The sequence below is a fragment of the Streptomyces achromogenes subsp. achromogenes genome, from assembly GCF_000720835.1.
Taxonomy (GTDB): Bacteria; Actinomycetota; Actinomycetes; order Streptomycetales; family Streptomycetaceae; genus Streptomyces; species Streptomyces achromogenes.
The window spans coordinates 1-23,342 of the sequence record NZ_JODT01000038.1 but is presented as its reverse complement, the minus strand read 5'-3'; the positions used below and the strand labels follow the sequence as shown (position 1 = coordinate 23,342).

General features: G+C 72.5%; 20 protein-coding genes and 2 pseudogenes. 10 read left to right on the top strand and 12 right to left on the bottom strand.

All coding sequences use genetic code 11. The features are described from left to right. The first annotated feature begins 209 nt into the window (after window positions 1-209). Both IH25_RS0130940 and IH25_RS0130935 read left to right on the top strand, forming a co-directional pair. A complete protein-coding gene (locus tag IH25_RS0130940) occupies window positions 210-866 on the top strand; it encodes a helix-turn-helix domain-containing protein (RefSeq protein WP_030618141.1) in 657 nt (218 codons plus the stop codon). Between the two features lie 285 nt (window positions 867-1,151). Beyond that, window positions 1,152-1,379, top strand: coding sequence for a hypothetical protein (locus IH25_RS0130935; RefSeq protein ID WP_030618138.1), 228 nt, complete (start codon window positions 1,152-1,154; stop codon window positions 1,377-1,379). Window positions 1,380-1,448: 69 nt separating this feature from the next. Here IH25_RS0130935 and IH25_RS0130930 read toward each other — a convergent pair whose 3' ends face one another. Both IH25_RS0130930 and IH25_RS0130925 read right to left on the bottom strand, forming a co-directional pair. After that, on the bottom strand, window positions 1,449-2,147 hold the full coding sequence (locus IH25_RS0130930; RefSeq protein ID WP_030618133.1) for a 4'-phosphopantetheinyl transferase family protein: 699 nt from the start codon (window positions 2,145-2,147) through the stop codon (window positions 1,449-1,451). Then, complete coding sequence (locus tag IH25_RS0130925) at window positions 2,095-3,000, bottom strand: metallophosphoesterase family protein (RefSeq protein WP_030618130.1); 906 nt, start codon at window positions 2,998-3,000, stop codon at window positions 2,095-2,097. Before IH25_RS0130925 ends, IH25_RS0130930 begins: the two co-directional genes overlap by 53 nt. 383 nt (window positions 3,001-3,383) lie before the next feature. Here IH25_RS0130925 and IH25_RS0130920 point away from each other — a divergent pair, with 383 nt between their 5' ends. Both IH25_RS0130920 and IH25_RS0130915 read left to right on the top strand, forming a co-directional pair. Beyond that, window positions 3,384-4,898 carry an MFS transporter gene (locus IH25_RS0130920; RefSeq protein ID WP_051754259.1) on the top strand — a complete coding sequence of 505 codons (1,515 nt, stop codon included), beginning with the start codon at window positions 3,384-3,386 and terminating at the stop codon, window positions 4,896-4,898. Window positions 4,899-5,136: 238 nt separating this feature from the next. Next, window positions 5,137-6,258 carry an ATP-grasp domain-containing protein gene (locus IH25_RS0130915; RefSeq protein WP_030618124.1) on the top strand — a complete coding sequence of 374 codons (1,122 nt, stop codon included), beginning with the start codon at window positions 5,137-5,139 and terminating at the stop codon, window positions 6,256-6,258. A 90-nt stretch (window positions 6,259-6,348) separates the two neighbouring features. Here IH25_RS0130915 and IH25_RS0130910 read toward each other — a convergent pair whose 3' ends face one another. The 5 genes from IH25_RS0130910 to IH25_RS0130890 all read right to left on the bottom strand — a co-directional run bounded on the left by IH25_RS0130910 (window position 6,349) and on the right by IH25_RS0130890 (window position 11,405). After that, window positions 6,349-7,554: an HTTM domain-containing protein gene (locus IH25_RS0130910; RefSeq protein WP_051754257.1), complete on the bottom strand. Its 1,206-nt coding sequence runs from the start codon at window positions 7,552-7,554 to the stop codon at window positions 6,349-6,351. After that, the gene (locus IH25_RS0130905) at window positions 7,551-8,120 is read right to left on the bottom strand and encodes a DUF5819 family protein (protein WP_157847043.1); all 570 of its coding nucleotides are present in this window, start codon (window positions 8,118-8,120) and stop codon (window positions 7,551-7,553) included. The genes IH25_RS0130910 and IH25_RS0130905 overlap by 4 nt, the downstream gene beginning before the upstream one ends. A 232-nt stretch (window positions 8,121-8,352) precedes the next feature. Next, window positions 8,353-8,964 carry a response regulator transcription factor gene (locus tag IH25_RS0130900; RefSeq protein WP_030618116.1) on the bottom strand — a complete coding sequence of 204 codons (612 nt, stop codon included), beginning with the start codon at window positions 8,962-8,964 and terminating at the stop codon, window positions 8,353-8,355. A 218-nt stretch (window positions 8,965-9,182) separates the two neighbouring features. After that, complete coding sequence (locus tag IH25_RS40920; protein ID WP_030618113.1) at window positions 9,183-9,878, bottom strand: hypothetical protein; 696 nt, start codon at window positions 9,876-9,878, stop codon at window positions 9,183-9,185. Window positions 9,879-10,067: 189 nt separating this feature from the next. Further along, the gene (locus IH25_RS0130890) at window positions 10,068-11,405 is read right to left on the bottom strand and encodes a 6-phospho-beta-glucosidase (RefSeq protein WP_030618111.1); all 1,338 of its coding nucleotides are present in this window, start codon (window positions 11,403-11,405) and stop codon (window positions 10,068-10,070) included. Window positions 11,406-11,578: 173 nt separating this feature from the next. Here IH25_RS0130890 and IH25_RS0130885 point away from each other — a divergent pair, with 173 nt between their 5' ends. Then, window positions 11,579-12,610: a TerC family protein gene (locus tag IH25_RS0130885; protein ID WP_030618108.1), complete on the top strand. Its 1,032-nt coding sequence runs from the start codon at window positions 11,579-11,581 to the stop codon at window positions 12,608-12,610. 22 nt (window positions 12,611-12,632) lie between these two features. Here IH25_RS0130885 and IH25_RS0130880 read toward each other — a convergent pair whose 3' ends face one another. From IH25_RS0130880 to IH25_RS0130860, 5 genes are all read right to left on the bottom strand, one after another. Further along, on the bottom strand, window positions 12,633-13,877 hold the full coding sequence (locus IH25_RS0130880) for an MFS transporter (RefSeq protein ID WP_030618105.1): 1,245 nt from the start codon (window positions 13,875-13,877) through the stop codon (window positions 12,633-12,635). Beyond that, window positions 13,874-14,476, bottom strand: coding sequence for a glycine-rich domain-containing protein (locus IH25_RS0130875; protein ID WP_078844506.1), 603 nt, complete (start codon window positions 14,474-14,476; stop codon window positions 13,874-13,876). Before IH25_RS0130875 ends, IH25_RS0130880 begins: the two co-directional genes overlap by 4 nt. A 55-nt stretch (window positions 14,477-14,531) precedes the next feature. Beyond that, window positions 14,532-15,749, bottom strand: coding sequence for a phenylacetate--CoA ligase family protein (locus tag IH25_RS0130870; RefSeq protein ID WP_030618100.1), 1,218 nt, complete (start codon window positions 15,747-15,749; stop codon window positions 14,532-14,534). Window positions 15,750-15,847: 98 nt separating this feature from the next. Then, on the bottom strand, window positions 15,848-16,003 hold the full coding sequence (locus tag IH25_RS41810; RefSeq protein WP_167346058.1) for a hypothetical protein: 156 nt from the start codon (window positions 16,001-16,003) through the stop codon (window positions 15,848-15,850). Between the two features lie 190 nt (window positions 16,004-16,193). Next, entirely contained in the window at window positions 16,194-17,123 is a 930-nt protein-coding gene (locus IH25_RS0130860) for a helix-turn-helix domain-containing protein (RefSeq protein ID WP_030618097.1), read from the bottom strand. 155 nt (window positions 17,124-17,278) lie between these two features. Between IH25_RS0130860 and IH25_RS37970 the strand changes: the two are divergent. From IH25_RS37970 to IH25_RS37965, 5 genes and pseudogenes are all read left to right on the top strand, one after another. Continuing rightward, window positions 17,279-19,164, top strand: a pseudogene (locus IH25_RS37970) (transketolase family protein). A gap of 59 nt (window positions 19,165-19,223) precedes the next feature. After that, window positions 19,224-20,369: a transaldolase gene (gene tal, locus IH25_RS0130850; protein ID WP_030618093.1), complete on the top strand. Its 1,146-nt coding sequence runs from the start codon at window positions 19,224-19,226 to the stop codon at window positions 20,367-20,369. After that, window positions 20,366-21,766: a glucose-6-phosphate dehydrogenase gene (locus IH25_RS0130845; protein WP_245172927.1), complete on the top strand. Its 1,401-nt coding sequence runs from the start codon at window positions 20,366-20,368 to the stop codon at window positions 21,764-21,766. The genes tal and IH25_RS0130845 overlap by 4 nt, the downstream gene beginning before the upstream one ends. Next, a complete protein-coding gene (opcA, locus tag IH25_RS0130840) occupies window positions 21,763-22,689 on the top strand; it encodes a glucose-6-phosphate dehydrogenase assembly protein OpcA (RefSeq protein WP_030618087.1) in 927 nt (308 codons plus the stop codon). The genes IH25_RS0130845 and opcA overlap by 4 nt, the downstream gene beginning before the upstream one ends. Window position 22,690: 1 nt before the next feature. Next, window positions 22,691-23,342: pseudogene (locus IH25_RS37965) on the top strand (glucose-6-phosphate isomerase); the annotation flags it as partial.

Genomic DNA, 23,342 nt, shown 5'->3' with positions numbered 1-23,342 from the left:
ACGCGGCGATGCGATCCTGCTGCCCAGGCAAGAGTCGTGTCAACTATCGTGGCATTTCGTGCCGGTTGACGGCTGAAATTCGCCACAGTTGTGGCGACACCTGGATGTGGGTTCCGGACACGGGCTACTCTCCGGGAAGTTCACGGCGATCGCTCGTGAGAAGCACGGACGCACCTGAAGCCCTCTTTAGAGACGTAGGAGTTCTGTCGGTGACGGATGGCTACGAGGATCCGGGCGCCTCGGCGACCGCCCAGCTGCCGGCCGTCGTCGCCCGCGTCACCGCGCTCGCCGACCGCCTCGGCGTACCGCACGCCGAGGTCTTCGACGTCGGGCGGCTCTCCATCGCCTGCGGGGTGCCCGAGCCGGTGGTCAGGGCTCTGCTCAGTGGCCGGCCGGCCGGCGAACCGGACGTCCAGGCCCGTTTCCTGCAGCGCCTGGACCTGTTGCGCCGCACCCGGCTGAAACCGGGCGGACGCCGGTACACCCAGCAGGAGATCGCCGACGGCGCGGGCATGTCCCGGCAGCAGGCCGGCGCCCTCATCAACGGCGACCGGCGGCCCACCATGGAGCACTGCGACGCGTTGCAGCGCTTCTTCCGGGTGCACGCCGGCTTCCTCACCGCGGAGGACCCCGAGGCGCTGGCGGGCGCGTTACAGCGCGTCGAGCAGGAGCTGCTGCAGAAGCTCGCGGACCGGGAGCGGGCCGATGTCGAGGCCGCGCAGGATCCGCTGGAGCGGCTGCTGCAGGACCACGGGGTGCGCGGAATCGCCTGGCGGGCCGCGCAGTTGCCCACCGACCAGCACCGGGACAAGGTCGCGGAATGGCTGGACATGCTCCTGGAGAGCGTCAAGCGGCCCGAGTCGTGACACCGGCGGCGGGGTCCTGGCACCGCCGGTGAGGGCGGTACGGCGGGGACCTGATGCCCACCGGTGAGGGCTGTACGGCGGAGTCCCGACGTCCGCCGGTGACGGGTCGTAGGCGTGCCCGGGTGCGGCCGTTTCCTCCTCGCGCCTGCGCTGAGCGGGCGAACGCGGGCCGAGCCGGACGGAATTGTCAGTGGCGGGCGGCAAGCTGGGGGTGTGCGCCGCGGGACGCGGTGCACGGCGCCGCAGGGCGCGTGACCGTGACGCCTACCCGGGGAGAGCCGACCGATGCCCACCGCCGTACTGACCGATCGTGAGCGCACCGCCGTCCAGGCGTATCTGCGGCTGCTCCACACGGTGCGCGCCGCCCTGGACGGGCCGCAGGGCGCCGGCCGGCCCGCCGTCGTGCCGCCCGCGGTCCTCGCCGAGGCCGAACAGGCCCTGGCCCACGCGGGACTGGCGGGCAACGAGGCGGAGTTCTTCCGCCTGCTGCGCGACTGGTACCCGCCCGCCTGACGGCCCGGCGGCACGCGGGGCGCCCGGCGTCAGGGGCGCGGCGTGTGCGGTACGCGGTCTGTCGGCCCGTCAGGTACCCGGTGCCGGGGACCCGTGCGGGACGACGACGGAGGTCGCCGCCACCCCGTCCCTGACGATCCACCGTCCCTCGAAGGTCTGGAGGCGCCGGCCGCCGACCAGGGGCCCGGGCACGAGGAGTTCGGCGCGCAGGGTGCCGTACGACTCGCCGCCGGTGTCCGGGTGCAGGGTGATGTCGGCCTCTGAGAAGTCGAGCCACTTGCGGGTGAGCGGGAACCATGCCTTGTAGACGGACTCCTTGGCGCTGAACAGGAGCCGGTCCCAGTGCACGGCGGGCCGGCGCAGGGCCAGCTCGCCGAGCCGCGCGGACTCGGCGGGCAGGAACACGGAGTCGCCGACGCCCTCCGGGAGCGGCCCGTGCGGCTCGGCGTCGATGCCGAGGGAGGCGAGGTCGGCGGCGCGGACCAGCGCGGCGGCACAGTAGCCGTCGCAGTGGGTCATGCTGCCGACCAGCCCGTCCGGCCACCGCGGGGCGCCCCGCTCGCCGCTGAGCACGGCCTGCGGCGGCACGCCGAGCTTCTCCATGGCGCGCCGGGCACAGCCGCGCACGGCGGCGAACTCACGGCGCCGCTTGGCCACCGCGCGCACGACGAGCGCCTCCTCCGCCGGGTAGAGCGGGGTCTCCCACAGCGGGTCGTCAGTGTGTGCCTCCACGGCCACGACCGACTCCGGGAGCAGCTCCTCGATCACCTGCTTCGACCTCCATCGGCAGGATGCGGCGCAGCCTTCCCGGCGGTTCCGGGCGCTTGCGCCATTCGCGGGGGTAACCCACGGAGACCTCCATGAAGCGGACTCCGTCGTGCCAGGTGGTGCGGGGGATGTGCAGATGGCCGTAGACCATGGTGGCGACCCGGAACCGGCGGTGCCAGTCTGCGGTCAGCCCGGTGCCGCACCACATGGCGAACTCGGGGTGCCAGAGGATCTCGGTGGGGTGCCGGTCCAGCGGGTAGTGGTTGGCCAGCACGGTCGGGAGGTCCTCGGGCAGCTCGGCCAGCCGGCGCTCGGTCTCGGCGACCCGGGCCCGGCACCAGGCCTCACGGGTCGGGTAGGGGTCGGGGTGCAGCAGGTACTCGTCGTTGCAGACGATGCCCGTGCTCTCCGCGTAGGCCAGGCCCTCCGCCTTGGTGGCGCAGCCGGCCGGCAGGAACGAGTAGTCGTACAGCAGGAACAGCGGGGCGACGACGGCCGGGCCGCCGGCGCCGCGCCACACGGGGTAGGGGTCCTCGGGGGTGACGACACCCAGTTCCCGGCAGACCTCGACCAGGTGTTCGTAGCGGGCGACGCCGCGCAGGGTGACCTCGTCCCGGGGATGGGTCCACAGCTCGTGGTTGCCGGGCACCCACAGCACCTTGCGGAAGCGGCGCGCGAGCGTGCCGAGGGCCCAGCGGATGTCGGCCACGGTCTCGGCGACATCGCCGGCCACGATGAGCCAGTCCTCGTCGCTCTCCGGCCGCATGTCCTCCACGAGGGCGCGGTTGTCCGGATAGCCGATGTGCAGGTCGCTGATGGCGAGCAGCTGTCCGGCCCCGGCCGTCGACTCCACCCCGCACACCCCTTCCGATCATCCGATGGCACCACAAGAACACACCGACCGGGCCCGGGACAAGAGTCTTCTGGCCTGGCGTCAGCTTCCGGGGCCGGGCGGCGACTTGGCCGATCATGGTCGCTTTCCGGTCACCGTGGAGGAGGCTGCCGGACCGGATTCCGTCCCGGGTCCGGGTCGTGCGGGATCACCGCTCCACGGTAGCGCGACCGTCCGGCCAGGCGCGCGTTCAGATCCGGCGGCGGGAGGCGCGGGTCCGCCGTGGCCGTCACCGGTGTGGCCGGATACCGATGGCTCCGCTGGGCGAAAGTTCGACAGTACGAGACTATACGAACTGTCGTAGTGAGCCGGGCCGCCCTGCCCATGACCCCGAAGGGCCGACCATGTCCACCTCCCCCGGGCCGCACCCGCGGCCGACCGGTCCCGGCCGGACCCGGCCGGGCTGGAGCCTGGCGCTGCTGGCGCTGGCGCAGCTGATCTTCTCCCTCGACCTGAACATCGTGTTCGTCGCCCTGCCCGACATCGGCGCCGACCTGGACTTCCCCGGCCAGACCCAGCAGCTGGTGGTCAGCGCCTACGTGGTCTTCGCCGGCGGCTTCCTGCTGCTCGGCGGCCGGGCCGCCGATCTCCTCGGCCGGCGCCGGATCTTCGTGCTCGCGCTCTCCGTGTACGCCGTCTCCTCGCTGGCCGGCGGACTGGCGGGCAGCCCGGAGGTCATCGTCGCCGCGCGGGCCGTACAGGGCATCGGCGGTGCGCTGCTGCTGCCGTCCACGCTGTCGCTGATCAACACCCTGTTCGAGGAGGGCCCCAAGCGGAACCGGGCGCTCGCCGTGTGGGGCGGGGCCGGGGCCAGTGGCCTGACCGTCGGCGCGCTGCTGGGCGGCCTGCTCACCCAGGCCTTCGGCTGGCCCGCCGTCTTCTTCGTCAACGTGCCGCTGGCCGGGCTGGTCGCCCTGGCCGCCGTGTTCGTCATCCCGCGCGACCCGGCGGGCGGCGCGGGCCGCCGGTTCGACCTGCCCGGTGCCCTGACCGTCACCGCCGGCGCCACCCTGCTGGTCTTCGCCCTGGTGGAGGGCCCGGAGTGGGGCTGGGCCTCGCCCGCGGTCATCGGTGCGGCCGTCGCCGCCGTGGTGTGCCTCGCCGCGTTCGCCGCGATCGAGTCCCGCAGCGCCGACCCGCTGATGCCGTTCCGGCTGTTCCGCAACCGCAGCCTGAGCGTGGCCATCACGGTGACGTTCCTGTACATGGCCACGTTCGGCACCCTGCCCTACTTCCTCACCGTGCTGCTGCAGTCGGTGCACGGCTTCAGCGCCCTGGAGACCGGGCTGGCGTTCCTCGTGCCCTCCGTCGCCATCGCCGCCGGCACCCAGCTCGGCGAGCGCATGACCACCCGGCTGGGCGCGCGCACCACGCTGATCTGGGGCTTCCTGATCGGCGCGGTGGGCACCGCGGCCCTCTCCCTGGGCTTCGACGCGGACGCCGGCTACGGCATCGCCGTCCCCGGGCTGATCGTCTCCGGGGTGGGCCAGGGCATCGTGTGGACGTCCATGTGGATCGCCGCCGCCACCAAGGTCGCGCCCGGCGAGCAGGGCATCGCCAACGGCATGGCCTCCACCACCCTCAACCTGGGCAACGCCATCGGCCTGGCCGTGCTCACCGCGATCGCCGACGCCGGCACCGGCGGCAAGACCGGGCAGGCGCTGCGGGCCGCCACCGCGGACGGGGAGTTCCTGGTCGTCCTGCTCACCGCGGCCGGGATGGCCCTCGGTCTGCTGATCGCGCTGTGGCTGCCGCGCGCCCGGCCGGCCGACGCGCCCGTCGCCGGCTCGGCGGAGCCCTCGGCGGGGGCCGACACGCCCGCCGCCGTCGCCGAGGGGGCGGCGCCCGGGAACCACTGACACGCGCGGGTGCGGCCCGCGCCCGCGCGGTGCGCGAGAAGTGGGCCGTGCCGAGCACCGTGGAGGATCGGTGCGGCCCGCGCCCGCGGGGTGCGCGAGGGGGCTCCGGTTGGCCGTATGATCGCCCCGACACCGGCGCCCCGACTCCCTCTCCCCCAGGGCCGTTTGGTGACCCTTCCTCGCACCTGCCCGGGCACGGGCCGCTCCGCCCTGCCCGCACACCCGAAAGGCGGCCTGCATGCTCTCTCGCGTACGCGTCTGGCTCAACCGCACGTACGCGGAGAACGTGTTCTTCATGGATCAGCTGCGGAGAAATCCCGGTGACCGGGCGGTCGAGATCCATGCCACGCACGGCGACCCGGACTCCCCGGTGCTGGCCGCCGCCGACACCGCCGAGCTGGAGCCGGAGGGCCTGTCCCCGGCCGCGTACGTCGAATACGCGCTCGACCAGTGCGCCCGGCGCGGCATCGACGTGTTCGTGCCCCGGCTGCACCAGGCCGCCATCGTGGCGCACCGAGCCGAGTTCGCGGCGGCCGGTACGGCGCTGCTGGCGCCGACGCCCGAGGCGGTCGCCGTGTTCGAGAACAAGGCGGTGGGGTACGAGGCGGTGCGCTCGGTGGGCGTCCCGGTGCCGCCGTGGTGGCGGGTCCGGACGGCCGACCAACTCCTCGCCGCCGTGGAGGAGTTGGAGGAGGCCGGGCACCAGGCGTGCGTCAAGCCGGCCGCCGGGGCGGGCGGGGCCGGCTTCCGGGTGATCACCCGGTCCCCCGTGTCCCTGCCGCAGCTGAGCGGCTTCCCCGGCCCGTATGTGCAGCTGGAGGCGGTCCTCGACGCGCTACGGCGGTCCGGGGAGCCCGTGGACTGGCTGGTGATGCCCCGCCTGGCGGAGCCGGAGGTGTCCGTCGACTGCCTGACCGGGACGGACAACCGGGTACGGCTCGCCATCGGCCGCACCAAGAACGGCCGCCGCCGGGGCTTCACCCTGGACGAGCGGTGGCTGGCGCCGGCCCGGCTGATCGCGGAGGGCTTCGGGCTGCACCATCTGTCCAACATCCAGTTCCGGATGCTCGGCGACCGCCCGGTGCTGCTCGACGTCAACACCAGGGCGGCCGGCGGGCTGCACCAGCTGTCGCTCTGTGGGGTGAACGCGCCCTGGGCGGCGGTGCGGCTCGCGCTGGGTGACGACCCCGGGGTGATCGAGCCGCCGTTCCTCGGCCAGGACTACACGGTGCTGGCGGGACCGCGCCCGCTGCTGCCCGCCGGGCTCCCCCGGCAGCGGCCCGAGCCCGCCGAGGCGGTGCTCCCGGCGGTACCGGCACCCGCGCGACCGGCCTCGGCGGGCGAGGTGCTGCCGCTCTAGGCGACGGGTCTCTTCCAGACGGCCGGGACTTCTCGACCGGGCGGTACGCCGTCCGGGCGTCTCGGTCGGCCGGTGCGTCGTCCGGGCCTGTCAGCGGGCCGGTGCGCGGCTCGGGCGGAGCAGGGCGGTGCGCGTCCGGCGGGCCGCGCGCGTCATATGGTCGCCCAGCCGGCGCAGTACGGAGGCCGGCAGGAAGACCGCGTCCGCCGCGATCATCGCCAGCGAGAAGAACGGCAGGCCGAGCAGCGTCCCGATCCCCGCGTGCAGGCCCATCATGACCATCACGATCGCGGTGCGGGTGCGGCGGTTGAACAGCAGGAAGGGGAAGGCGACCTCGGCGATCACCGTGCCGTAGGTCAGCAGCAGGACGACCAGGCCGTGGCTCGCGACGACCCGGGACAGGGCGGGCCACGGCGTGACGTTGCCGATGTGCAGCGCGTAGTAGAGCGCCGTGCCGTCCTGCCACAGGAAGCCCTGGATCTTGTACCAGCCGGAGGACGAGTAGATCAGGCAGATCTGGACCGCGATGACCAGCATCGCCCCGGCGTGCACCACGTTGCCGGCCATGGTCAGGACGGTGCGCGGCTCCCCGGGCGCGCGGCGCCGCACCAGCCACCCCGCCAGCTGAGCGGCGAGGAAACCCCAGAGCAGCGACGCCCAGCCAGCGCCGAGTCGTCCCAACGCGGTGACCAGGGCGAGTACGGCGGCGAAGCACGCCCACAGGACGATCCCGGCCGTGTCGGGGCCGTGGTCCCGGCCCTTCGCGGCCCGGCGCGCGTCCAGTGACCAGACCGCTCCGCAGCGGGTGAACACCAGGTAGACCGCCATGACGTGGAGGAGGTTGTCGCCGCCGTTGCCCACGAACGGGTTGCGGTTCTGGACCGCCATCACGGCGATCATGAAGAGCAGCGAGGCGGTCCGGGTCCGCCAGCCGAGGAGCAGCATCACCGACGCCGCGACCGCCGCCACGTAGACGGCCTCGAACCACAGCCGGCCGTCGTGCCACAGGAGGGCGGTGAAGGCGTGGGTCGTGGCGTTCCACCGCCGGCTCATGTCCCAGCTCCAGGAGCCGTCCGGGCCGTACAGCTCGGCGCGGTCCACCCCTTCGCGCAGCAGCAGGGCGAGCCAGGTCAGCGCGAGGCCGATCCGCAGGACGGCGGCCTGGTACGGCGCGAAGGGCTCGGCGGCGATCCGTGCGAGACCGCGCCGCACGGCCGTGGCGAAGCCGCGCGGCAGCGGTGCCGGGCCAGGCGGCCCGAGGGGGCGGCCGGGCGGCACCGAGGGGTATGCGGTCATCCGGCGTCCTCCGTCCCGACGGTCCACCACGGCTGGACGAGGTAGCTGGTCCTGGTGTCGACGTACTGGTAGCTCCACGGGGGCGCCGGCACCGGTGTGACGGCCGAGCGCAGCTGGACGCGGCGTACGGTGCCGCCGTCGGTCCCGGGGCCGAGCCGCCGGACGGCGATGCGCACCAGGTACCGCCGCATGAGGCTTCCGTACAGGCCGGTGGGGCGGCCCTGGCCGTCGAGCGATTCGATGAAGTTGTTCCAGGCGACGCGCAGTTCGTTCTGGTACGCCTGGCCGGGCAGCGGATGGTGTGCGATCCGGGTCTCGTCCTTGGCGGTCAGGTCCAGCCACCGGGTGGTGGAGAGGGTTCCGTCGGGCGCCTCGACCTGGGCGCGCGCGTGCACATGGGTGTTCGCCGTCGACGGGTTGGGGGCGAAGAGCTTCCACTGCTGGGCGAACTCGGGACCGAGGTACCGGCTGATGCCGGTGGCGTGCCGCTGGGACAGGTGGTTCGCAGGAGCGATGGCGAGGAAGACCACGGCCAGGTGCACGGCGGCCCCCACGACGACGGCCACCGCCGTGAGCGCGACGACCCAGAGGGAGACCGGTGAGAGACCGGACGGCCCGCCCGGGCCGTCGGCACGGCCTCCCGGCGAGCGGTCCGCCGGATCCGGCGGCTCCTTCGGCAATATCCTGGTATCAGAAGGCCGCATGGCATTTCCAGGAGCGACGCGGGCGCGGTCGGCCGGACACGTTTTCCCGGCGTCGGCCGGGTGGAAAGGGGCACTACCCCTTTCCTTCTCTTCCTCATTCACCGGTCAGGCCGTACCGCAGTGCCAGCCGGGTCAGATCCGCCCGGCGATGAAATCCGCTCTTGCTGCGCAGCCGGTCCAGATGCGAGTGCACCGTGTTCTCGGTGATGTTCAGCGTCACGGCGATTTCCCGGTCGGTGGCGCCGTCGGCGAGAAGCTGTAGAATCTGCCTTTCCCGGTCGGTGAGACGCGGCGGCGGTGCGGGCAGGACGCGGCCGTTGAGGTCGGCGGAGAAATAACTGCTCCCGGAGGCCACGGCGCGGATGGCCGTCAGCAATTCCGTTTCACCGATTCTATGGCCCAGATAGCCGCGGGCCCCGGCCTCGATGCACAGCACGGCGTCCGACTGTTTCTCCGAGAACGCCAGCACGATGACCGCGTGTCCCTTGCGGTGCAGCCGGGAGACGACGCTGGACGTCTCCCAGGTGGAGAGCTGGACGTTCAGCAGGACGACCTCCCCGTGGTTCCCCTGGTCGCGGTAGTCGCCCACCTTCCTGACCGAGGTCACGATCCGCAGATCCGGTTCGGGGCCGATCACATGCGTCAGGCCGTGGGCGATCAGCGGGCAGTCGCAGATGACGCTGATGGGGGTCAGAGGTGCGTCCATACGGGCTCCAGGGCGTAGCGGACCGCCACGCGGCGGGCGACGGGGTCAACGGCCGGCCGTCATGCCGTCGGAACCCAGAGTGGCCACAGTCCCGCCCCGGGGCACGCCCAGTGGGCCAGGCGGGCGCACGGCCCGTCCTCCGCCCGGGCAGACGGACGGCCCCGGCGTCTCCGTTCGGAGGCCGGGGCCGGTGGCGAGGAAGGTGGACGCGTCGCCCGTCAGCCCTGCTGCTGTTGCTGACCGCCCCCACCGCCCTGCTGTTGCTGACCGCCCCCACCGCCCTGCTGTTGCTGACCGCCATCGCCCTGCTGTTGCTGACCGCCCCCATCGCCCTGTTGCTGTTGCTGTTGCTGTTGCTGTTGCTGTTGCTGCTGCTGCTGTTGCTGCTGCTGCTGCTGTTGCTGCTGTTGCTGCTGCTGCTGTTGCTGTTGTTGCTGCTGCTGTTGCTGCTGTTGTTGCTGCTGCTGTTGCTGTTGTTGCTGCTGCTGTTGACCGCCCCGGCCGCCCTGCTGCTGCTGACCGCCCCTCCCTCCCTGCTGCTGCTGACCGCCCCGGCCGCCCTGCTGCTGTTGCTGACCGCCCCGGCCGCCCGGCTCGGCGAGCTTCGCGCAGGTCACCTTGGCGAACTTGGACGTCACCGTGTAGGTGTCGTTCGTAAGCCCGGTGAATTCGAAGAAGCCGCCGGGTGTCGTGGTGAACGTGCCCACCGACGCTCCTGCGGAATTTCTCGCGGTGACCGTCTCACCGTCCGGGAATCCCTTTCCCGATATCGCGATCCGCCCGCCGGCGAACTGCGACGCGGTGCACGTTATGTCGTCCCGTGCGGGAGCCGCATCGGTCGACGAGGCTGCAATGGAAATCCCTCCGGCGAGCACCATGCCCACTACGGCGGTCGCCGCGATCTGCTTCTTCATCAGTTGTTCCCATCTTTGAGTGAAAAGCCGAGCAGAGACCACCGTGGCCGCTGTCACCCGCTGGCACACCCCCGATTACTCTCCTCCAGCAGCGTCACCCGGCTCGGGCGGAGTTTTCAAGGGGTAGAAATACCCGGCTCACTCACGGGGCGGAACCGCCGACCGCCACGGAAAATATCCGTCGGCTCGCTACTTCAGATACCCCAGCCCGGGATGCGCGGCGGCGTACTCGTCCACCAGCCGGCGGGCGATGTTCACGGAGTCCACCAGCGGGTGCAGGGCGAACGCCTGCACCGCGGTGGCCCGGGAGCCGGACTCCGCCGCGGACAGCACCCGCCGCTCTACGTCCTTCACCGCGCACACGAGACCAGTGGCGTGGCCGGGCAGCGGATCGGTGGCCAGGGGGTGCGCGCCGCCCGCGTCCACCAGGCACGGGACCTCGATGACGGCGTCCGCGTCGAGGACGCGCAGGGTCGAGCGGTTGCGGACGTTGAGGATCAGGGTGGCCCGTTCGTCCCGGGCGATGGCCCGCATCAGGGCGAGGGCGACCTTCTCGTAGCCGCCGGACAGGTCCTCCTCCTCGCGTTCGCCGGCGCCTGCGCTCTCCCGGTTCTCCGCCATGTAGGTCGCCTCCCGCTCGGCGCGGGTGCGGTCCCAGGCGCGCAGGGCGGAGACGCCCGGGTCGGCCGCCTCGGCGTAGAACCGGGCCTGCTGGTCGCGCAGGAAGGCACCGCGGGTCCGCTCGGCCCGCTGGTAGGCGCGGACGGTCTCCCGGTTGAAGTAGTAGTAGTGCAGGTACTCATTGGGGATCACACCGAGCGACCGCAGCCAGTCGGCGCCGAACAGCCGGCCTTCCTCGAAGGAGCCGAGCAGCGCCGGATCGCCGAGCAGCCGGGGCAGTTCGTCGCGTCCGGCGACACGCAGGGCGCGCACCCAGCCGAGGTGGTTGAGACCCACGTAGTCCACGAAGGCCTGCCTCGGGTCGGCGCCGAGGACCCGGGCGATGCGGCGGCCGAGGCCCACCGGCGAGTCGCAGATGCCGACGACCCGGTCACCGAGGTGACGGGCCATGGCCTCGGTGACCAGGCCGGCCGGGTTGGTGAAGTTGATGACCCAGGCGTCCGGCGCGAGCCGGGCCACCCGCCGGGCGATGTCCACGGCGACGGGGACCGTGCGCAGTCCGTAGGCGATGCCGCCCGCGCCGACGGTCTCCTGGCCCAGCACCCCCGCCGCGAGCGCGATCCGCTCGTCCTCCGCCCGGCCCTGGAGACCGCCGACGCGGATCGCGGAGAAGACGAAGGCGGCGCCGCGCAGGGCCTCGTCGAGGTCGGTGGTGGCGGACACCGAGGGGGCGTCGGGGACCCCCTCGGCCTGCTCCGCCAGCACCCGGGACACCGCCCGCAGCCGGCGGTCGTCCAGATCGTGCAGCACCACCTCGGTGACCCGCCCCTCGGCGTGGTCGGCCAGCAGCGCGCCGTACACCAGCGGCACCCGGAACCCGCCACCGCCCAGAATCGTCAGCTTCACGCCCGCACCCTTCGTCGCTCCGGCACCCCTGCTTTCCTGCCGCACCCTTGTAGCAGACCTGCGGACGCGCGGGCGGAGCACCGGCCGGCCGGCGGGTGCCGGGAGGACAGCCGCCGCCGCGTCCCGCAGACTCGGAGGGGACGACCGGTCTGTCATACCGGAGGGGTCGAACCGTGCACAGTGTGCCGCTGTGGCTCTGGATGGTCTTCGCCGCGACCGTGGTGGTGTCGCTGGCGGTGGATCTGCTCGCGCACCGGCACGCCCATGTCATCGGGTTCCGCGAGGCCGCCGCCTGGAGCGCGGTCTGGGTGGGACTCGCGGTCGCGTTCGGCGTCGCCGTCTTCCTCGTGGTCGGGACGACCGCCGGGGTGGAGTACACGACCGCGTGGCTGCTGGAGAAGAGTCTGTCGGTCGACAACCTCTTCGTCTTCGCGCTGATCTTCGGCTACTTCCGCGTGCCGAGGTCCAGTCAGCACCGGGTGCTGTTCCTCGGCGTCCTCGGCGCCCTGGTCTTCCGCGGTGTCTTCCTCGCCGCGGGCGTGGCCGTGGTGAGCCGCTTCACGGCCGTCCTGTTCGTCTTCGCGGTCATCCTCTTCTACAGCGCCTACAAGATCCTCAAGGAGGAGGACGACAGTTTCGACCCGGGCCGGAGCATCGCCGTACGGCTGCTGCGCAAGGTCGTCCCGGTCCGGGACGAGTACGCCGGCACGCGCTTCTTCGTGCGGGAGGCCGGCAGACGCGTCGCCACCCCGCTGCTGGCCGTGGTCGCCGCGATCGAGGCCGCGGACATCGTCTTCGCCGTCGACAGCGTGCCCGCCGTGCTGGCCGTCAGCAATGACGCGTTCATCGTCTACACGAGCAACGCCTTCGCCATCCTCGGCCTGCGCGCGCTGTACTTCATGCTCGCCGGCCTGCTCGACCGCTTCCATTACCTCAGCAAGGGCCTGGCTCTCATCCTGGCGTTCATCGGCGTCAAACTCGTCCTCCAGGCCGCGCACAAGACGATCAGCGGCGCCGTGCCCGAGATCCCCTCGCTGCTCAGCCTGGCCGTCATCGCCGCCGTGCTGGCCGTGTCCGTCGGCCTCAGTCTGCTGCGGCCGCCGCCGGCGCACGCGGACGCCCCCGTGGAGCCGGCGCCGGCCGCCGACGGCGGCGCCCCTGGCCCGGAGCCGCCCCGGAGACCCGGACCGCCCCCCGGCCCCTGACCCGCGGCCGGCAAAAACGCCGTCACCGCGGCGAGCCGCGCAGCGCCACCGCCGGGATCACCGCGACGGCGAGGGCCCCGGCCGCCGCCGCCAGCACCGGGTAGCCGCTGCCCGTCACCACCAGGCCCGACACCATGCCGCCCGTCGCGCCCGCCACGGACATGCCCACGTCGGCCAGGCCCTGCACGGTGGCCCGGGTCTCGGCGGGGGCGGCGTGCGTGAGCAGGGCGGTGCCGCCGATCAGAGCCAGGTTCCAGCCGATGCCGAGGAGGACGAGCGCGCAGGCCGACAGGGCGACGGAGGCCGGCGGGGCGAGGGCCGCGAGCAGGCCGCCGCACAGCAGGACGCCACCGGACACGGCCGCCACGGGGCCGCCGCCGGCCCGGTCCGCGAGCAGGCCGCTGAGCGGTGACGGCAGGAGCATCGCGCCCACGTGCAGGGCGATGACCAGACCGGCGGTCTGTGTTCCGTGCCCGTGGCCGGTCAGGTGCACCGGCGTCATGGTCATCACGGAGATCATCACCAGCTGGGCGGTGACCATCACGGTGGCACCGGTGACGACCCCGGAGGCCCCGCGCGCCGGCCCGTGCGGCCCGCCGCCGGAGGGTTCTTCCGCGCCGGTGCCCGCCGCGGCCGGTACCGGGGGCGCCGGGAGGGGGCGCAGCCATACCAGCAGCACCAGGGCCGCCGCGGTGTAGGCGGCCGTCGCCAGCAGGAACGGTCCGGCCAGCCGTGGGATGCCCCAGGCGTGGGCGAGCACGCCGGTGGGCCCGACGAGGTTCGGGCCCGCGACCGCGCCCAGGGTCATGGCGACCAGCACGGTGCCGGTGGCCCGGCCGCGCCGGCCGGGCGGGGCGAGTTCGGCGCCGGCGTAGCGCGCGAGCAGCCCCGTGGCCGTACCCGCCCCGTACACGAAGAGCGCGGCCAGCAGCAGGACGGGCCGGTGCGCCGCGGCCCCCACGACCACGCCCGCGCTGCCGGCGGCGGCCACGCCGTTGCCGAGCGCCAGCCCGACGCGGCGCCCCCGGTGCTGGCAGACCCGCCCGAGGGCCGCCGCGCCGAGGGCCGCGCCGAGGGTGAACAGCGCGACCGGCAGCCCCGACAGGCTCGTGGAATCGAACAGGTCCTGGGCGAGCAGGGCGCCGACCGTGATGCCGGCCGCCATGCCGGCGCCGCCGAGCACCTGGGAGACGACGAGCACCGTCAGCGCGCGGCCCGGCGCCCGGGAGGCGTCCGCCGTCGCGGGCGCCGGGACCGTCCGGGTCACGTGGCCGACCGCACCGGCGCCATCGCGCCGTGCCCTCCCGCTGTCCCGGTGGACTCCCCGGAGGGCACCGCGTCCTCGGCCAGGGTCGCGATCTGCGCCAGGGACAGGCCGAGTTCGTCGCGCAGGAACCGTACGATCGTCCAGTGCGGCACGGCGTCCTCGTCGAAGGGGCCGAACGCGGCCGTGTAGAGGGGGATCCAGCGCAGGGCCTCCTCGGCGGCCGCGGCCCGCCCGGGAGCCTCCTGGTAGGCGTCGTAGGAGATGCTCCGGTGGTGGATGAACCGGCCGCCCGGCAGCCGCTGTTCGCACAGTTCCCGGTACTCGCGGGTCTGCAGGATGAGGTAGTGCCAGATCTCGTCGATGTCCTGCTCGACGGGGAGGAACAGGCCGCCGAGCCGGTCGGGGTGGCGGGAGACCAGGTACAGGTAGCGCAGGCACTCGCGGACCTGGTGCCGTACGACGGCCTCGGTGGGGCTGCCGGGCTTGGCCAGGAAGTGCCGGACCACTTCGTCGTGCAGGGCGGGGCCGAGCAACTCCTCGGCGGTGGGGGCCGGTTCGGTGGCGGTGCCGGAGGGGGCGGGCGCTGCGGACGTGGGCATGGGAGTCCTGTCGGGGTCGTGGCCGGGCCAGGGGACGGGTCGCCGTGTGCGTGGGTCAGGACGGGTCGGGCGCGGTCAGCCAGGCGTACTTGCCGGAGCGCCCGACCGGGATGCGGGCGCGGTGCTCCACCCGGCAGGAGCGCCCGGTCAGGGCGGCGACGGAGGCGGCGAGCCGGGCGCTCTCGCCGGGGGTGAGCGGTACGTCGTCGAAGGTGGTGTACGCCAGCCGGCAGCCGCCGTCGCCGGTCAGGCGCAGGTGGTGGAGGAAGACTCGGTCGCTGACGCCGGTGATGCGGCGGTCGAGGTCGGCCTGGGCGACGGGCCCTTCGGGGGTGGGCAGGAGTTCCTTCTCCCGTCCGCAGAAGGAGACGATCCGCTCCGGGTCGGTGCTGCCGTCGCGGGTGCGGACGCAGTCGCCGGAGCGGTAACGGACCAGCGGCATGTACGGGTTGCGGACGCTGGTGACGATGAGGCTGTGGATGCCGCTGCCCGGTGCCACCGGGATCAGCTCGACGCTCATGTCCGCCAGGTACGGCCGGTAGCGGCCCTCGGCGTCGCTGTAGAAGAGGTAGCCGAGTTCGGTGCTGCCGAAGAGGTCGACCACGGGGCAGTCGAAGTGGGACCGCAGGTAGGCGCGGACGTTCAGCGGTGTGTACTCGTAGGCGTGGACGATGCCCGCCGGGCGCGGGAAGCCGTCCCACAGGCCCCAGGCGGAGACCTTGCGGATCAGATGGGCCAGGTGATAGCCGGAGCAGTCCAGGAGGTACGCGCCGTCGGGGTGGGCGCCGGCCGCCTCGCGGATCTCGCCGAGCATGCGCTCGACGTCCTCGCGGTCCCAGTCGGCCGGGTCCAGGCGGCGGTTGAGGTACAGCGTGCGGTCGTCGAGCCAGCGTTCACCGGGGGTCGCGCCGGGTTTGCGGGCGTTGACGCGGGCCACGTGCTCGGTGGCCAGCACGGTGGTCAGCGAGACCCGCCGGGCCCCGGTGCGCCAGGAGGCGCCGAGTTCGGGGTGTTCCGGCCACAGGCGGTAGTACGAGTGGAGCAGGAAGTAGGGCGGCCGGATGAGCTGCATGCGGGCGTGGTTGGTGCCCGTGGACAGGACGAATTCGGCCTCTCCCGTCTCCAGCGCGCGGGCCAGTCGCGGAGTCATCCAGTTGTCGGGGAAGCCCCGGGCGATCTCCGGCTTCTCCAGGATCGGGAAGTGCCCCCGCTCGACGGAGGCACGGTAGATCGGGATGTCGCGCACCTGGTCCAGGACGTCGGCGCTCGGCATGCGGTTCACAGGGGCTCTCCGGGCGGTGTCGGCGGCGGAGGGCGGCCGGCGCCGTGTCGGCGCCGGCCGCCCGGGGTGTCGGCACAACGGCCCGGAGGTCAGCGGGAGATACAGCCGCTCTTCGCCGTGACGCTGATGCAGCCGCTCTTGGGCGCGGCGCTGATGCAGCCGTCCTTCGCCCCCTCGGCGGAGTTGACGGCGACCCACCGCTGCCACACGGATTCCTCGGTCATGCGCTTGATGAGCTGGTCCATGGGAAACCTCCGGAAAGTAGGAGACTTAACGTTTCTGCACACACAGACGACCCAGGGCGTTGACGCTCGCCCATCGCCAACGAAGGTAAAGAGATGGTCAATCAGTAGTCAATGGAAAGTAGAGGGGTTGGCCGGAAACCTACGTTCTCATCCTGAACGCGCGGCCCCCCGACGGCCGGCACGTCCGCCCCTACCGCATGTCCGCCCGGAAGGCGACCGGGGTCTGCCCGGTGTGCAGGTGGAAGAACTTGGAGAAGTTGGCCGCGTCGGGGAAGCCCACGGCCGCCCCGACGCGGCCGATCGGCATCTCCGTGTGCGCGAGGAGGCGCTTGGCCTCCAGGACCACGCGTTTGTCGATGAAGCCCTTGGGGGTCTCGCCGGTGGCCGCGCGGACGGCGCGGACCAGGGTGCGGCGGGAGTAGCCGAGGGCGTCGGCGTAGGCGCTGACGCTGTGGTTGACGGCGAAGCCCTGCTCGACGGCGTCCCGGAAGCGGGTGAAGGTGCTGTCGGCGTGCTGCGGGGAGGTCTCCGCGGAGCTGGCGGCGAGGTGGGCCAGGCGCAGCAGGCACGCGGTCAGGGTGTGCCGCAGGACGGCCGTGTGCAGGCTGAGCGGGAGCGTGGCGGTGTCCTCGTACTCGCGGCAGAGCTGGTCGAGGGCGGCCTGGAGCGCGGCGAGCTGGGCCGGGCCGGGGTGCAGCAGCGGCGGCAGGTCGTAGCGGTACAGGCCCGTGGCCTCGACGGTGGAGCGGGGCAGAAAGCCGGGCTGCATGGTCAGCACGGTTCCGCGGTACTCGCTCTCCCGGGAGAAGCGGTGGACCTGTCCGGGACGGATCCACAGCAGGTCGCCGGCGCCGGCCTCGTACTCGGCGAAGTCGATCATGTGCCGTACGGGGCCGCCGGTGAAGAGCATGACCACGTGGAAGTCGATGCGGTGGACGCGGTGCAGGGGGGCCTCGGCATGCCAGGTGCGGTCGGTCCCCATGGGGCCGATCTGCATGCCCACGCCGCCGACGGCCAGCTCGGCCGGGAAGGGGAAGGTTCTGATCCCGTCGCCTTCGGCGGTCTCGTCGCCCTCGGCGCCCCCGCCGCCGGCTCCGCCGCCGCCCGTCTGCCCCACCATGACCGCCATGCCCTTTTCGTACCGTTCCCGTTGTTCGATCACTGTCCCAGATTCACCACAGGCTGACACACCCCGACCTTTCCTCGAAAAAGTCAGACTTTTAAGTTTGAACACGTCAGGCCAGCCATCCCCCACTCAACGAGGACTTCTTGAAGATGACGACGCAGACCTCCGACGGGTTCGAGTGGACCGACCTCGACCGGCGTGCCGTGGACACCGCCCGGATTCTCGCGGCCGACGCGGTCCAGAAGGTGGGCAACGGGCACCCCGGCACCGCGATGAGCCTGGCGCCTGCCGCGTACACGATCTTTCAGAAGGTGATGCGGCACGACCCGGCGGACCCGGAGTGGACCGGCCGTGACCGCTTCGTCCTCTCCCCCGGCCACACCTCGCTGACCCTCTACACCCAGCTCTTCCTCGCCGGGTACGAGCTGGAGCTGGACGACCTGAAGGCGTTCCGCACACACGGCTCGAAGACGCCGGGCCACCCCGAGTACGGCCACACCGCCGGGGTGGAGACCACCACCGGCCCGCTCGGCCAGGGCGTGGCCAACGCCGTCGGCATGGCGATGGCCGCCCGCTACGAGCGCGGCCTCTTCGACCCGGACGCCCCGGCCGGCAGCTCCCCCTTCGACCACACCATCTGGGCGATCGTCTCCGACGGCGACCTCCAGGAGGGCGTCTCCGCCGAGGCGTCCTCGCTGGCCGGCCACCAGAAGCTCGGCAACCTGGTCTTCCTCTACGACGACAACCACATCTCCATCGAGGGCGACACCGCGACCGCCTTCTCCGAGGACGTGCTGAAGCGGTACGAGGCGTACGGCTGGCACACCCAGCGGATCGAGCCCACCGCCGAGGGCGACATCGACGCCCCCGCCCTGTACCGGGCGCTGAAGGCCGCGCAGGCCGAGACCGGCCGGCCCTCGATCATCGCGATGCGCACGATCATCGCCTGGCCCGCCCCGAACGCGCGGAACACCGAGGCCGCCCACGGCTCCGCGCTCGGCGAGGAGGAGATCGCCGCCACCAAGCGCCTGCTCGGCTTCGACCCGGAGCAGACCTTCGAGGTGTCCGACGAGGTCCTGAAGCACACCCGCCGGGCCCTGGACCGCGGCGCCGAGGCGCACGCGGCCTGGGACAAGCGGATCGCCGAGTGGCGCGCCGCCCAGCCGGAGCGGGCCGAGCTGTTCGACCGGGTGAGCAAGGGCGAGCTGCCCGCGGGCTGGGAGGACGCCCTGCCCGTCTTCGAGGAGGGCAAGTCGGTCGCCACCCGCGCCGCCTCCGGCAAGGTGCTCCAGGCCCTCGGCCCCGTCGTCCCCGAGCTGTGGGGCGGCTCCGCCGACCTGGCCGGCTCGAACAACACCACCATCGACAAGACCAGCTCCTTCCTGCGCCGGTGACGTACGTGTGGACGCACGACTCCATCGGCCTCGGCGAGGACGGCCCCACCCACCAGCCGGTCGAGCACCTGGCCTCGCTGCGCGCCATCCCCGGGCTGAACGTCGTCCGCCCGGCCGACGCCAACGAGACCGCGATCGTCTGGGCCGAGATCCTGAAGAGGCACGCCACCCACCCGGCCCCGCACGGGCTCGCGCTGACCCGCCAGGGCGTGCCGGTGTACGCGCCGAACGAGGACGCGGCCAAGGGCGGCTACGTCCTGCGCGAGTCCTCGACGGAGGTCCCGGAGGTGATCATCATCGCGACGGGCTCCGAGGTGCACCTCGCCGTGGCCGCGCGGGAGCTGCTGGAGGCCGCCGGGACCGGCACCCGCGTGGTGTCGATGCCGTCCGTGGAGTGGTTCGAGGAGCAGCCGCGCGAGTACCGCGAGCGGGTGCTGCCGCCGGCCGTGAAGGCCCGGGTCGCCGTCGAGGCCGGGATCGGCCTGACCTGGTACCGCTACGTCGGCGACGCCGGACGCGTCGTCTCGCTGGAGCACTTCGGTGCCTCCGCGGACGCCAAGACCCTGTTCGCCGAGTACGGCTTCACCCCCGAGAACGTCGCCGCGAAGGCCCGCGAGTCGCTCGCCGCCGCGCGCGCCTGACACCGACCACCACCGAAACCGGCGCACACCGCGCCCGATACCGACGCAGAAGTAGAAAGATGAGCACAGTGACCGAAGCAATCGCGACCCCGGGAGCCCTCAAGCGCCTCGCCGACGAGGGCGTGTCCATCTGGCTGGACGACCTGTCGCGCAAGCGGATCACCTCGGGCAGCCTCGCCGAGCTGGTGGCGAGCGGGAGCGCCGTCGGTGTCACCACGAACCCCTCGATCTTCCAGGCCGCCATCGGCTCCGGGGAGGGCTACGAGGAGCAGCTCGCCGACCTCGCCGTCCGCGGGGTCACGGTGGACGAGGCCGTGCGGATGATGACCACCGCCGACGTGCGCGCCGCCGCCGACATCCTGCGGGACGTGTACGACGCCACCGGCGGCCGGGACGGCCGGGTCTCCATCGAGGTCGACCCGCGCCTGGCCCACCACACCGAGGCCACCGTCGCCGAGGCCAAGCAGCTGGCCTGGCTGGTCGACCGGCCCAACGTGATGATCAAGATCCCGGCGACCAGGGCCGGCCTGCCCGCGATCACCGAGGTGATCGGCCTCGGCATCAGCGTCAACGTGACCCTGATCTTCTCCCTGGAGCGCTACCGCGAGGTCATGGACGCCTACCTGGCCGGCCTGGAGAAGGCCCGCGAGCGCGGCGTCGACCTGTCCACGATCCACTCGGTGGCGTCCTTCTTCGTCTCCCGCGTGGACAGCGAGATCGACAAGCGGCTGACCGCCCTGGGTACCGACGAGGCCCTGACCCTCAAGGGCCGCGCGGCCCTCGCCAACGCCCGGCTGGCCTACGAGGCGTACGAGGAGGTCTTCGCCTCCGGCCGCTGGCAGGCCCTCGAGGAGGCGGGCGCCAACAGGCAGCGCCCGCTGTGGGCCTCCACCGGTGTGAAGGACCCCGCGTACAAGGACACCCTGTACGTGGACGAGCTGGTCGCGCCCGGCACGGTCAACACCATGCCCGAGGCCACCCTGAACGCCGTCGCCGACCACGGCGAGATCACCGGCGACACGGTGACCGGCGGCTACGAGCAGGCGCGCGCCGACCTGGCCGCCGCGGAGCGGCTCGGCATCTCCTACGACGAGGTCGTCCAGCAGCTGGAGGACGAGGGCGTCGCGAAGTTCGAGGCGGCCTGGCAGGAGCTGCTGGACGCCGTCGCCACGTCCCTGAAGAGCAAGGGAGCTGACGCCCGATGACCGACAACGCCCCCGCCGCCCAGGCATCCGAAGAGGTGCGCGTGCCGGTGCTCCCGGCCGCCGACTGGGCGAACCCGCTGCGGGACGCCCGCGACCGCCGGCTGCCCCGTATCGCCGGGCCGTCGGGCCTGGTCATCTTCGGGGTGACCGGCGACCTGTCCCGCAAGAAGCTGATGCCGGCCGTCTACGACCTGGCCAACCGAGGACTGCTGCCGCCGGGCTTCTCCCTCGTCGGGTTCGCCCGCCGGGAGTGGGAGGACCAGGACTTCGCGCAGGTCGTCCACGACTCGGTGCGCGAGCACGCCCGTACCCCGTTCCGCGAGGAGGTGTGGCAGCAGCTCGCCGAGGGCATGCGGTTCATCCCCGGCGACTTCGACGACGACACCGCCTTCAAGCAGCTGAAGGACGCCGTCGAGGAGCTGGACGCCTCCCGGGGCACCGGCGGCAACTTCGCCTTCTACCTGTCGGTGCCGCCGAAGTTCTTCCCGAAGGTCGTGCAGCAGCTGAAGAAGCACGGGCTGGCGAACCCGCCCGAGGGCTCCTGGCGCCGCGCGGTCATCGAGAAGCCGTTCGGCCACGACCTGGCCAGCGCGCGCGGCGGCCGGGCCGGCTACTACGACGGCATCGGCGCCGCCCGCGACGTCATCCAGAACCACCTGCTCCAGCTGATGGCGCTCACCGCCATGGAGGAGCCGATCGCGTTCGACGCCGAGGCGCTGCTCACCGAGAAGCTGAAGGTGCTGAAGTCGGTGCGGCTGCCGGAGGACCTGGGCCGGCACACCGTGCGCGGCCAGTACGCGGAAGGCTGGCAGGGCGGCGAGAAGGTCGTCGGCTACCTCCAGGAGGACGGGATCGACCCCAAGTCGAAGACCGACACCTTCGCCGCGATCAAGCTGGGCATCGACAACCGCCGCTGGGCGGGCGTCCCCTTCTACCTGCGCACCGGCAAGCGGCTGGGCCGCCGGGTCACCGAGATCGCGGTGGTCTTCAAGCGGGCCCCGCACTCCCCGTTCGACTCCACCGCCACGGAGGAGCTGGGCCAGAACGCCATCGTCATCCGGGTCCAGCCCGACGAGGGCATGACCGTCCGGTTCGGGTCGAAGGTGCCGGGCACCTCGATGGAGATCCGGGACGTGTCGATGGACTTCGCCTACGGCGAGTCGTTCACCGAGTCGAGCCCGGAGGCGTACGAGCGGCTCATCCTGGACGTGCTGCTCGGCGACGCCAACCTCTTCCCGCGTCACCAGGAAGTGGAGGAGTCCTGGAAGATCCTCGACCCGATCGAGGAGTACTGGGCGGCGCACGGCAGGCCCGCGCAGTACGCGTCGGGCAGCTGGGGACCGAGGGAAGCCGACGAGATGCTCGCACGAGACGGACGGAGCTGGCGCAGGCCATGAAGATCGACCTGACCGACACCACGGCAAGCAAGATCAACAAGGCGTTGGTGCGGGGCCGCCGCGCCATCGGGACGCCCGCCGTGGGCATGGTCCTGACGATGGTCATCGTCACGGACGAGGAGAACGCCTACGACTCGATCAAGGCCGCCGAGGACGCCTCGCGCGAACATCCCTCGCGGACCCTGGTCGTCATCAAGCGGCACGCCCGCACCCTGCGCGACCGCACCCACTCCCGGCTGGACGCCGAGGTGCGGGTGGGTTCCGAGGCCGGCACCGGCGAGACGGTGGTGCTGCGCACCTACGGCGAGGTGTCCGACCACGCCGACTCGGTGGTGCTGCCGCTGCTGCTGCCGGACGCCCCGGTCGTCGTGTGGTGGCCGGTGGACGCCCCCGAGGCCCCGGCCAAGGACCCGCTGGGCGCGCTCGCCCAGCGCCGGATCACCGACCTGTACGCCGTCGAGCGGCCGCTGGAGGTCCTGAACACCCGCGCCCGCTGCTACGCGCCCGGCGACACCGACCTGGCCTGGACCCGGCTGACCCTGTGGCGGTCGATGCTGGCCGCCGCCCTGGACCAGGCCCGGGTGCCGATCACCTCGGCGATCGTGGAGGCGGAGGCCGAGAACCCCAGCGCCGAGCTGCTCGCGCGCTGGCTGGAGGCACGCCTGAAGGTGTCCGTCAACCGGGTGCACAGCGCCGGCCCGTTCGTGACGGCCGTCCGGCTCGGCACGGCGAACGGCGACATCGTCGTGGACCGTCCCGAGGGCCCGCTGGCCACGCTGAGCCTGCCCGGCCAGCCGCCGCGCACCCTCGCCCTGAAGGTCCGCGCCACCTCCGAACTCATCGCCGAGGAACTGCGCCGCCTCGACGCCGACGAGATGTACGCCATCGCCCTCCAGGGCGAGGCCCCCAAGGAGAACGCCTGAGATGGCAGAGTTCCCGAAGCTCACCCACCGCCCCGAGTGGACGGCCCTCGCCGACCACCGCGCCCAGGGCCGCCCGCACCTGCGGGAGCTGTTCGCGGCGGACCCCGGCCGCGCCGAGCGGTACGTCGTACGGGTCGGTGACCTGTACATCGACTACAGCAAGCGTGATCGAGGTCGACGGCGAGAACGTCGTGCCCAAGGTGCACGCGGTGCTGGACAAGATGGCCGGCTTCGCCGACCGGGTCCGCTCCGGCGCGTGGACGGGGCACACCGGCCGGCCGATCCGCAACGTCGTCAACATCGGCATCGGCGGCTCCGACCTCGGCCCCGCGATGGCCTACGAGGCGCTGCGCCCCTACACCGCGCGCGACCTGACCTTCCGGTTCGTGTCGAACGTGGACGGCGCCGACCTGCACGAGGCGGTCCGCGACCTGAATCCGGCGGAGACGCTGTTCATCGTGGCGTCCAAGACGTTCACGACGATCGAGACGATCACGAACGCGACCAGTGCGCGCCAGTGGCTCCTCGACGGGCTGGACGGCGACGAGAAGGCCGTGGCGAAGCACTTCGTGGCGCTGTCGACGAACGCCGGGAAGGTCGCCGACTTCGGCATCGACACGGACAACATGTTCGAGTTCTGGGACTGGGTCGGC